This window comes from Actinomycetospora atypica (genome assembly GCF_042653685.1).
In the GTDB taxonomy this organism is placed as follows: Bacteria; Actinomycetota; Actinomycetes; order Mycobacteriales; family Pseudonocardiaceae; genus Actinomycetospora; species Actinomycetospora atypica.
The window spans coordinates 37,604-48,696 of sequence record NZ_JBHSIV010000028.1 but is presented as its reverse complement, the minus strand read 5'-3'; the positions used below and the strand labels follow the sequence as shown (position 1 = coordinate 48,696).

The 11,093-nt window shown below is 72.7% G+C and carries 8 protein-coding genes; 4 read left to right on the top strand and 4 right to left on the bottom strand.

Annotated elements, in window-relative coordinates; all coding sequences use genetic code 11:
• Positions 1 to 4,821: Ig-like domain-containing protein (locus ACFPBZ_RS22095; protein ID WP_378038271.1), on the bottom strand; the 4,821-nt coding region annotated here is incomplete at its 3' end.
• Positions 4,822 to 5,626: 805 nt separating this feature from the next.
• Between ACFPBZ_RS22095 and ACFPBZ_RS22090 the strand changes: the two genes are divergently transcribed.
• Positions 5,627 to 6,352, top strand: coding sequence for an alpha/beta fold hydrolase (locus ACFPBZ_RS22090; RefSeq protein WP_378038270.1), 726 nt, complete (start codon positions 5,627 to 5,629; stop codon positions 6,350 to 6,352).
• Between the two features lie 59 nt (positions 6,353 to 6,411).
• Positions 6,412 to 6,702 (top strand): hypothetical protein, encoded by a 291-nt coding sequence (locus ACFPBZ_RS22085; protein WP_378038269.1) that lies wholly within the window; start codon positions 6,412 to 6,414, stop codon positions 6,700 to 6,702.
• Here the strand turns inward: ACFPBZ_RS22085 and ACFPBZ_RS22080 are convergent.
• A complete protein-coding gene (locus ACFPBZ_RS22080; protein ID WP_378038268.1) occupies positions 6,699 to 7,145 on the bottom strand; it encodes an Asp23/Gls24 family envelope stress response protein in 447 nt (148 codons plus the stop codon). The genes ACFPBZ_RS22085 and ACFPBZ_RS22080 overlap by 4 nt on opposite strands.
• An 81-nt stretch (positions 7,146 to 7,226) precedes the next feature.
• Between ACFPBZ_RS22080 and ACFPBZ_RS22075 the strand changes: the two genes are divergently transcribed.
• On the top strand, positions 7,227 to 7,763 hold the full coding sequence (locus ACFPBZ_RS22075; protein WP_378038267.1) for a DUF4334 domain-containing protein: 537 nt from the start codon (positions 7,227 to 7,229) through the stop codon (positions 7,761 to 7,763).
• 13 nt (positions 7,764 to 7,776) lie between these two features.
• Here the strand turns inward: ACFPBZ_RS22075 and ACFPBZ_RS22070 are convergent, their stop codons facing one another.
• Positions 7,777 to 8,952, bottom strand: coding sequence for a glycosyltransferase family 4 protein (locus tag ACFPBZ_RS22070; protein WP_378038266.1), 1,176 nt, complete (start codon positions 8,950 to 8,952; stop codon positions 7,777 to 7,779).
• Positions 8,953 to 9,139: 187 nt separating this feature from the next.
• Here ACFPBZ_RS22070 and ACFPBZ_RS22065 point away from each other — a divergent pair, with 187 nt between their 5' ends.
• A complete protein-coding gene (locus tag ACFPBZ_RS22065; RefSeq protein ID WP_378038300.1) occupies positions 9,140 to 10,090 on the top strand; it encodes a TauD/TfdA dioxygenase family protein in 951 nt (316 codons plus the stop codon).
• 71 nt (positions 10,091 to 10,161) lie between these two features.
• Here ACFPBZ_RS22065 and ACFPBZ_RS22060 read toward each other — a convergent pair whose 3' ends face one another.
• On the bottom strand, positions 10,162 to 11,043 hold the full coding sequence (locus ACFPBZ_RS22060; protein ID WP_378038265.1) for an AurF N-oxygenase family protein: 882 nt from the start codon (positions 11,041 to 11,043) through the stop codon (positions 10,162 to 10,164).
• Between the last annotated feature and the right edge of the window lie 50 nt (positions 11,044 to 11,093).

Genomic DNA, 11,093 nt, shown 5'->3' with positions numbered 1-11,093 from the left:
CGGGCCGGGCGGGTTCGTCGGGCCGGGCGGGTTCGTCGGGCCGGGCGGGTTCGTCGGGCCGGGCGGGTTCGTCGTGATCGCCGGGACGATCGTGACGGTGACCGGGACCGGGAGGACACCGCCGTGTCCGTCGGAGACGAGCAAGGTGAAGGTGTCGGTGGTGGGTCCGCCGGATGCGGCGGCACGCCGGGCGACGTCGGTCGGGGTGTAGGTCCAGCGGCCGGCCGCGTCGACGACGACGCCCCCGCGCGTCGGCTCCGTGCCGACCGTGTACTCGAGGGTGTCCCCGTCCGCGTCGGTGGTGCCGAGGTCGCCGGTGACCGCGCCGGTCGTCGGGTTCGTCGCCGGTAGCGACGGGAGGACGGTGGGCGCATCGTTCTGCGGGCTGATCGGGACGGTGACGAGGACCAGCGTGTGGAGGCCGGCGTCGTCGACGACGTCGACGGTGAAGGTGTCGGTGGTGAAGTCGACCACCGCGACCCGCGCCGCCATCGTCCGTGCCGTGTCAGCGGTGACAGTGGCGGCGGCGTGGCGGGCCTGCGCGGTCGGCGTGTAGCCGAAGGCGCCGGTGACGGGGTCGACGACCACGGTCCCGCGGCTCGGTCCTCCGCCTTCGGGCACCGCGAACGCCAGGGGGTCGCCGTCGGGATCGGTGGCGACGGGACCACCGGTGACGATGCCGGTGGTCGGGTCGGTCGCCAGCGCGAGGTCGTCGGCGGCGACCGGGGTCTCGTTGGGGGAGATCGTGACAGTGACGGGCACGGAGACGAGGCCGCCGTGGCCGTCGTCGACGAGGAGGGTGAACGTGTCGGTCGTGGGCCCGCCCCCCGCTGCGGCGGCGCGGGCGGCCGCGGTCGGCACGTAGGTCCAGTCGCCGGAGGCCGGGTCGACGGTGACCGTCCCGTGCTCGGCCGGCTCGTCGACGGCGTAGGCGAGGTCGTCCCCGTCGGCGTCGTCGACGCCCGCGTTGCCGGTGACCGCCCCGCCGCGGCGGCGGTCGGTGACCGGAACGGTCGGCGGGACGAGGGGCGTCGAGGGGGCGACGTTGCCCGGGGCGATGGTCACGGTGACGAGCACCGGGACCTGCCCGCCGCGGCCGTCCGACACCAGCATGGTGAAGCTGTCGGTGACCGGCGCACCACCGGTGGCGGCCGCGCGGGCGGCGTCGTGGCGGGCCTCGGCGGTCGGGGTGTAGGTGACGGTGCCGTCCGGGTTGGTCGTGACCGACCCCAGGGCCGGGTCGGGCGCGTCGGTCGGATCGACGGCGACCTCGAGGGCGTCGCCGTCCGGGTCGGCGACGCCGAGGTCGACGACGACCGACCCGTCGGCGCTCGGCTGCCCGGCGACCGGCCCGTCGCCCGGCGCCGGTGGCTCGTTGGCGGCGGTGCCGGGCAGGACCCGGAGAACGGTCACACCCGTGGTCGACGTGCCGGAGTCCGGGTCGTACGTCTGGAAGACGACGAACGCGGTGCGGCCCGGGCCCCGGACGACACGCTCGACCCCGTAGTACCCGTCGACGGTGGTCGTGCCCGGGATCGCGTCCGGGTCGCTGGGGTCGATGATCGCGACGTGCGTCCTCTCCGTCCCGGTGGCGCTGTCGTACTCCTTCGTGGTGACGGTGAGGAGACCGTCGGGGTCGGTCGTCAGCTCGTGCAGGTACCCCGGCAGGGTCGTCGTGACCGGGACGGCCCCCGGGTCGGTGGTGTCGACGACCGTCACCGTCGTGGACCCACCGGCGTAGTCGTAGGTGACCGCGGTGAGGACGCCGTCGGGGGCGACCGTGATGCGGTGAGGCGACCCGGGGAGCGCCGGGGCGAGCGGGGTGATGACCGCTCCGTCCATCGCGGCCGGATCGAACAGGAACACGCCGGTGCGCGAGCTCTGCGTCCCGGCGTCGTAGGTCGACGTGACGACGTAGTACGTGCCGGCAGGGCCGGCCTGGAGGTAGCCCCCGGACCCGGAGACGGTGACGGGATCGGCGTCAGGTCGGGCCGGGTCGAACGTGAAGATGGTCGTGGTGCCCGACGCGTAGTCGGACACCAGGGCGTACCGGACGCCGTCGACGCCCTCCGTCACGTGTGCGAGGCCGGGGGCGCTGATGACCGTGGGCGTCGCCTCGCCGGGGCGGACGAATGCGATGTGCGAGGTGTATCGCGCGGTCCCGGAACCATACTCGGCCGTGACGACGATGGTGGTGCCGTCGGCGTCGGTCAGGACGTCGCGCAGCTGGCCAGGCAGCGTGGTGACGATGAGGGCCCGGTCCGGCTGACCGGGGTCGACGACCGCGACGTGGACGGTCTCGTCCGCGGCGTCGCGCTCCTCGGTGACGACCGTGAGAACGCCGCCCGGACCGGCGACGATGCGGTCGAGCGAGCCCGGCATGGCGCCGACGACCCGGGTGGCGGTCGGATCGGCCGGGTCGACCACCGCGACGTGGGTGGTGTCGATGCCTGTGGCGGCGTCGTACTCGCTCGTGAAGACGGTGAAGGTGCCGTCGGCATTCGGCTCGACCTGGCGGAGTGAGCCGCGCAGCGTGATGGGGCCGACTGCGGGCCCGGGCTCGGGGTCGGTGAAGTCGACGGGCGTCAGGCGGGTGGTTCCGGTCGCCTGGTCGTTCTCGTACAGGAACGTGACGACCCTCCCGTCGGCGGTCGCCACCGTGTAGCGCGACCCCGAGAGGCTGGTGGTCGCCGCATCGGGGGCGGCGGGGTCGAGGACCGCGATGTGGGTTGTGGAGGAGTAGGTCGCCTGGTGGTACTCGGTCGTGACGACCGCCAGGCTGCCGTCCGTACGGCGCACGATCTCTGGGTTCCCTCCGCGGAGGGTCCTCGAGATCGGGACCGCGTCGGGATCGCGCGGGTCGATCAGGGCGACCCGGGTGGTGATGCTGTTGGTGCTGCGGTCGTACGCGTACGTCACGAGTAGGGCGGTGCCATCGCGGCCGGTGTCGATGCGGTCCAGCCGCCCGGCGAGCGTGGCGACGACCGGCACGGCGTCCGGGTCGCTCGCGTCGACGAAGGCGACGTGCGTGGCAGACGTGTCGTCGATATAGGAGCGCTCCTCGCTGATGACGGTGGTCGTGCCGTCGGGGCCCGGCTCGATCCGCTCGAAGAGCCCGGGGAGGGTGACGCTCGCCCGCGGTGCCGTGGGGTCGGATGGGTCGACGAACGCGACGTGCGTGGTGAAGGTGTTGACGACCTGGTCGTAGGTGATGACGGCGAGCGTCCCGTCGGGCTGCGGCTCGAGGCGGTACAGGGAACCGGGGAACGTCGCGATGGCCGGCGCCGCGGTGGGGTCGGTCGGATCGACCATGGCCAGGTGTGTTGTGAAGCGCTCGGTCGCCCGGTCGTACGAATCGGCGACGACCAGCAGCGTGCCGTCCGGGCCCGACGTGGTCTGGCGCCAGGAGCCGGGAATGTCGGCGGTGATGGGAGCGAGGCCGGGACCCAGGACCGTGACGTAGGTGATGGAGAACCCGGTGTCCGGGTCGTACTCGCCGGTGATGACGGTGAGGGTGCCGTCGGCCCCCTGCTGGACCTCGTGCGGGTAGCCGGGGAGGGCATGGGTGACCGGGGCGCCGGCGACGTCGGCAGAGTCGACAGTCGTGACGTAGGTGGTGTGCTGCCGGGTGTCCGGGTCGTTGGCGGAGCTGATCACCGTCATGGTCCCGTCGGCCGCGGTCAGGAGCCGGTAGGGGTGCCCGGGAGCGGTGAGGATCGAGACGGGTTCGGGGTTCGCGGGGTCGACGACGTTGATGTGAGTGGTGTACGAGCCGGTGGTGTCGTCGTGGGAGTAGGTGACGATGGTGACGGCGCCGTCGGAACCGGGGGAGATCAGGGAGGGATAACCAGCCACCGCGACCGTGATCGGCGCCGCATCGGGGTCGGCGGTGTCGACGACCATGACGTAGGTGGTCGTCGCGCCGGCGGCCTCGTCGTACTGCTGACTGACGAGGTAGAAGCTCGTGCCGTCGGGGCCAGGGACGACCTCGATCAGCTGGCCGGGGAGCACGGTCGTGACGGCCCCGGTCGCCGGGGCTCCGAGCGTGAGGGCGTTCTCCGCGTCGCCGACCTGCCCGAGCCGGGCGGCGCTCGGCCCGCTCGTCAGCGTGCCCTGCCCACGACGCGCCATCGCGGCCAGGAGCAGCGCCGCTGCAGGCCCGGGGTCGGCGGGGCCGTCTGCGCCGAGACCGAGGAGGCTCGCCATCACCGCCGTGCCCTGGGCCACCGGGTCGGCGACCGCCGACGTCAGGTCGTCGACGAACCGCTCGACAGCGGTCGGCGCCAGGTCGGTGCTGCTGTCGGCGGTGCTGTCGGTGGTGCCGCGGGAGGTGGCGCCGGGCTCGGCCGCCGCCGTGCTGGGTGCCCTGGTCGGGTCAGGAGTCGAGGGCGGAGGGTTCGTCGCGGCGGGCGCGCCGGCCCCGTCGGGGGTCGGAGGCGACGCCGTCGCGCCCGTCGTGCCAACGTCCTGCGGCCGTTCTCCGGCGACCGGTTCCGCCGCCGGGGTGCCGAGCCTCTCCTCGCCGGCCGTGCCGTCTGCGTCGTCCTCCCCGACCTCGACGGCTTCCTCGCCGTCCCCCGTCTCCTCGGAGGTGGCGGTGTCGTCGCCCTGCGGGCCGTCCTCGAGGCCGTCGTCCTGAGGGACCTCCGCCGTCGTGACCTCGCTCGTGACCTCGCTCGTGGGCGCGCCCTGATCGCCATCGCCGTCGCCGCCCTCGGCGGGCGACTCGACGGGCTCGTCGGTGTCCGCGGCGACCAGGGTGATCCCGCCCGGGGCCACCTCGACGGTCTCGGCGGGCCGCTGGCCGCCGTGGAACAGCACCCCTGCACCAAGCGCGACGGCGAAGGCGGCCCTCAGCGCCTGCGGCGACCGGATCGGTCGGCCGACAAGCCTGCTCCTTGCGGCGCGAGCCGCTCGTGCGCGAGTCGAGTTCATGGTTCCCCCCTGGCTTGGACCGCCCGAGGCCCCCTCGGGTGTGCGTCTCCCGCTGACCGCTTCCGCGCTGCTCGATGGACAAGGGCGGAATCGGACGTTCATCAGCCATTCGACGACGGCCCGGTCGTTGTTACAGCATTTCCGGTGGCCGGTCGAGTCGCGTCCACCGCTATTCTGCTGACCGTAGTCGATTGACCTCGCTCGGTAGGTGAAGAAGGCTGTGTTCGTTCTGGAAAGAGATCCGGAGTGGCCGTGCGTGCCTTCCCGGTCGCGCAACGTCGACTCGACGAGCTGTGACTCAGAGATCCAGTTTCAGTGATTCTCCCGGCCCTGTAGTCCCCGTTCGGCCTAGTGAAAGCCTGATGAAAGCCGACATCGCCACGATGTGGCGAACGTCGGCGTCGGTGCGACACCCAGGGTTCCTAGGTTGAGGCCCGACATGAGTAGCCGGCTCGTCGGTCCAGGCCGACCTCGACACAATATTGTGCGGATCGATTCCGGCGGTGGAGTATGGAATTCGCGTCCTTCACCCGCACCCTCCTGCGATTCGACCGCCTGAACGCTCGTCCCGCGCCGCGGTCGAGACGCCGAATCAGGCGCGAGGTGGTCCGCCGAATCACGCACGACCGTGATCTCCCCGACGGCGAGGACCCGCAGGCGTGCCCCGACCCGTCGTCGGGAAGACCTGCCCATGGCGATCATGGAGCAGGGCGAGGTCCGAATCCGGTACGAGGAGCAGGGTGACGGGTTCCCCGTGCTGGCGTTCGCGCCGGGCGGGTTGAAGTCGGGCGTCGAGTGGTGGTCGCACGCGCCGTGGGACGTGCCGGGCTCGCTGCCCTCGGACTACCGCGTGGTGCTGATGGACCAGCGGAACGCGGGGGAGTCGTGGGCGCCGGTGACGGCGGCCGACGGCTGGGACTCCTACGCCGACGACCACCTCGCGCTGCTCGACCACCTCGGGATCGAGCGCTGCCACCTGCTCGGGATGTGCATCGGCGGGGCGTTCATCGCGAAGCTGATCGAGCGGGCGCCGGAGCGGGTGGCGTCGGGGGTGCTGCTGCAGCCGATCGGGCTCGACGGCAACCGCGACCTCTTCCACCGCTCGTTCGACGACTTCGCGGAGGCGGCCGCCCCGCAGCACCCGGAGGCCACGGAGAAGGACTGGGAAGGCTTCCGCGACAACCTCTACGGCTCGGACAACCGGCTGTGGAGCGTTCCCGACGAGGCCGTGGCCCGGTTCGACGTGCCGCTGCTCGTCTTCGCGGGCGGCGACGAGCCGCACCCCGCCTCGGCGTCGGAGATGCTCGTCGACGTGGCGCCCGACGCGACGCTGGTGGAGCGGTGGAAGGCCGAGGAGTACAACGACGCCGCCCGCGAGTCGATCGCGAGCTTCCTCGAGGTGCACACCCCGGCCTGAGGCATCGGTCGAGTGAACTCTCGACCTACTCACTCAGCGTAGCTCTAGTGTCACTCGCCGTGAGTCTGATGTCCGATGCCACCCGAATCCGCATGGTGGCCCGCACTGCTCTGGTCCAGTTGGACGCGCTGGTCGACGACGGGTTGCGCGAGCACGCCCTCGACGAGCTGATCGCGGCGGCCGAGATCCTCGCCGTCGCGCCGTTCGCGCGGGCCTGCCAGGACCCGGTGCCGCACCTGCGCGACCTCCGGAACGTCCTGGAGACCGTCGCGGGGCGGACGGCGGCGTCGTTGGTCGCCACGCTCGACGACCTCCTCGGGCGCGCCGCCCGCGTCCCGCAGCCGCGCTAGCGGACGCGGGCCGACTCCGGCTGCCGGGGCTCGTCGTCGGACTCGTCCCCGGGCAGCTGGAGGTCGGTGACGTCGATGTTGACCTCGACCACCTGCAGGCCGGTCATCTGCTCGACGGCGGAGATGACGTGGGCGCGGATGGCGGTGGCCAGCCCGGCGATCGCCACGCCGTACTCGACGACGATCGTCAGGTCGATCGCGGCCTGGGTCTCGCCGACCTCGACCGAGACGCCACGGTTCGAGGACGAGCGGCCGCCGGGGATGCGCTCGGTGATCGCGCCGAGGGCGCGGGAGGCCGAGCCGCCGAACCCGGCGACCCCGGGGATCTCACGGGCGGCGAGGCCCGCGACCTTGGAGACGACCGCGTCGGCGATCGTCGTCTTGCCGTGGGCGGAGCCGAGCTCCGAGGCCGGGCGGGGGGTGGAGGTGGCGGGGGTGGTCATGACCGTGGGACGCGGCGAGCGACGTGATCGTCACGCCGCCGATCGTGTGACGACGCGAACAGGTCTTGGCAGACTGCCACCATGACGACGGTCGAGGACTTCACCGCCCTGCAGGCCCGCACCCCGGTGTCGCCGTCGGAGGCGCTGGCGCTGTTCGACTCGCTCGACGCGGTGCCGGTCGCCGACATGCTCGGCGAGTGGCGGGGCGAGGAGTTCCCCACCGGCCACCCCATGGACGGGCTGCTCGCCGCCACCGGCTGGGCCGGCAAGCGCTTCGACGGCCCCGACGAGGTCCACCCGCTGCTGTTCTGGAACGCCGACCGCAGCGACGTCTACCCCGTCGACCCGGCGCGGGTGCCGATGAACATGCCGCTCCCGGCGGCGGCGCGTCAGCCGTGGCTGCACCGCGTGATCACCGCCGGTCGCCCCGTGTTCGCGACGTCCCGCTACACCGCGCGGCTGCGGACCACCGAGTTCCGCGGGGTGGCCAGCGCGACGATGATCTACGACGCCCGGCCCATCAACGACGTGTTCCGTCGCGTCTCCGAGTCGACCGTGCTGGGCTGCATGGACCTGCGGGACTCGCCGCCGTACTTTTTTGTGCTCAATCGCTTGTGAGCACTTTGCGGGGCTATAGCCCCGCAAAGTGCTCACGGGGGCTTGCCCACATGGCCACCAGACGCTCCGCCCACTGCGGCGCCGCGTACGGCTCGACGTCGGCCCGGGCATGCACGGCCAGGGCGAGCCGGCGCTCGTCGTCGTCGATCAGGCTGGTGAGCGCGCGGGCCAGGGCGGCCGGGTCGCCGACGGGCACGACGACGCCGTTGACCCCGTCGCGCACCACCTCGGGCAGGGCGCCGACCGGGGTCACCACCGGCGCGACGCGGTAGGCCATCGCCTCGAGGACCGCCATCGGCAGGCCCTCGTGCGAGCTCGGCAGGACGAGCACCTGGGCGCGGCGCAGCAGGTCGTCGCGCTCGGCGCGGTCGAGCCACTCGCGGACCTCGACGACGTCGCCGACCCCCGCCTCCGCGACCGCGGCGCGCACCTCGTCGACCTCGCCGTCGCCGGCCGCGGTGAGCCGCAGGCGCCGCCGCTGCTCCGGACCGAGCAGGGCGCAGGCCTCGACGAGGTCGTAGATGCCCTTGCGGGCGCCGAAGCGGCCGAGGAAGACCGCCGGGACCACCTCGTCGGCGTGTTGGGTCTCCAGCGTCGGCGGCCACTCGACCGGGTTCGGCAGCGCGAGCACGCGCTCGACCGGGATGCCGAGCCGCTCGGCGTACGGCGCGCGCAGGGTCTCGGAGAGCACCACCGGGCGGTGCGGGCGCAGGAGCATCCCGACGATCGCCCTCCCCGGGCGGGGGAGGCCGTCGAACCAGTCGAGGAACCCGGATCCGTGCAGGTGCATCACCACCGGCACCCCCAGGGCGCGGGCCAGCAGGCCGAGCACGCCCTTGCGCAGCACCGAGGTGCGCTGGGAGACGTGCATGTGGACGACGTCGGGGCGGTGGGTGACCAGGCGGCGGGCGGCGTCGAGGACCCCGACGACCATCGTGCGCAGCGCTGGCCCGGCGGGTCCGTCGCGGTGGGTGGTGACGAGGTCGAGGTCGGCCAGCACCGCCGTGTGCCGCTCCAGGACGGACTGCACGCTGCCGATCCCGCCGCGCGCCGCCGCCCGGGGCCCGACGACGAGGACCGAGAGCCGCCGGACCGCGCTCGCCGCGCTCACCGGGGTCGCAGCGGTCGCCGGGGTCGTCGCGGTCCTCGGGCTCGAGACCGCGGTCGGGGGCACTGCCAGGTCGGTCACCGTTCGTCCTCCTCCGTCTCACCCGCCGGAACCGTCCGGTTCGTGGTGTCTCCACCTGATCGCGGAACCGTGTCGAACGCGTGTCGGCCGTGTGCGGATCGCGAGTCGGGCTCCGATCGGTGAGACGCCGACGGCCAACGGTTGTGAGGCGACCCTTCATGACAGAGGATCAGCGTCCGTGACGACCTTGCTCGAGCCCGGTGTCCCCGGCGGGCGGGTCGGTACGGAACAGTCCCTCGACCGTCCCCGTGCCACCCCCGCCATCGATCTCCTCGAGGGGAAGCGGCGCCTGCGGCGCCTGCAGGACGACGAGCACTGTTTCGACGACTTCACGCTCACCCCGGTCGGGGCGACCCTCGGCGCCGAGATCACCGACGTCGACCTCTCGAAGCCCCTGTCCGGCCGACTGCGCGCCGAGATCCACCGCGCGCTGATCACCTGGAAGGTCCTGTTCTTCCCGGGCCAGCACCTCACCAGTGCCCAGCAGCGGGCGATGGCGCTGAACTGGGGCGAGCTCGAGACCAATCCGCTGCTCGAGGCAGGCGAGGACCCGAGCGTCGTGCGCTTCGCCAAGGGCGGCGACGGCCCGCAGACCTACGAGAACATCTGGCACGTCGACACGTCGTTCCGCACCGCGCCGGCGATGGGGGCCATCCTGCGGATGATCACCACGCCGCCGTTCGGCGGGGACACGATGTGGGCCGACATGGCCGCGGCGTACGACAACCTCGCCGACGACGTGAAGGCGCGGATCGACGACGCGGTCGCGGTGCACGACATGGTCCCTGGCTTCGCCCGCTTCCTCGAGCCGGAGAAGCTCGCGAACCTCGAGGAGACGTTCCCGCCGGTGGAGCACCCGGTGGTCCGGATCCACCCGGAGACCGGACAGCGGACGCTGTTCGTGAACGCCTCGTTCACCACGCACATCGTCGGGATGGACCCGGCGGAGTCGGCGGCGCTCCTGCGCCACCTCTACGCCCAGGCGCACACCCCGGAGTTCCAGGTCCGCCACCGGTGGGCCGAGGGCACGGTGGCGTTCTGGGACAACCGGGCCACCCAGCACTACGCGGTCGGCGACTACGGCTCGCACGTGCGGGTCGCGGAGCGGGTGGCGATCAAGGGTGGGCGGCCCTTCTAGCGCTGTTCGCCGGAGCGAACGGCACTCTCGCTGCTTCTACGCGAGCGAGAGTGCCGTTCGCTCCGACGCGGTCAGGCCAGCAGGCGGAGCCAGAGGCGCTCGGACGGGCCGCCGACCATGCCGACCTCGCGCAGGAACGCCATCACCTTCTCCAGCATGAAGCGTCGGGTCTCGCGGTGGTGCGGGTTCGCCTGGGCGGCCTTGCGGCCGACCCGGCCCGAGAGCCCGACGCCGCGGTAGACCCGCGCCTGCCACAGCGAGTTGACGACCTCGGTCCCGACGAGCGCCGTGAGCCAGCGTTCGCGCTCGAGCTGCGCCTTCGTCAGCGTGGGGACGATGCGCTGCAGCTCCTCGCGGGCGAAGCGGACGTGGCGGGCCTCCTCCACCACGTGCACCCGGGCGACGGCGCGCATCAGCGGGAGCACGCGGTCGTCGTGCATCGACTCGCGCTGCAGCCGGTCGGTGGCCTCCTCCGCGACGAGCACCGAGGCGAACATGCTCGCGCCGCTGCCGAGGTGGCCGTAGAGGCCACCGAGGCGGTGCAGCGCGCCGTGCGGGCGGTAGTCGGGGCAGCCGAGCGCGTCGACCGCGCGGGCGAACATCACCGAGTGCCGGGTCTCGTCGCCGACCTCGGTGAGCGCGTACTGGGCGTGGGGACGGCGCAGGTCGAGCGCGTAGGCGTGGCGCACCAGCATCTGCATGAGGATCACCTCGAACCACAGCCCCACCGACAGCAGGCTCGCGGCCTCGTGGCGCGACAGCGTGCGGCGCTGCTCCTCGTCGAGGGAGTCCCACAGCTCGGTGCCGTAGAGCGAGACCCGCTCCGGGATCGTCGCCCAGCCGGCGGCGTCGACCGGGGCGTCCCAGTCGACCTCGATCGCCGGGTCCAGCGAGTGCCGCGCGCTCGCCGTGAGCAGCCGGGTCGCGGTGTGGTCGCGGTCCAGGATCGTCATGGTGACCGACTGTACCCCGTACACGGTGTCTCGCATAGTTGGTGCTACTC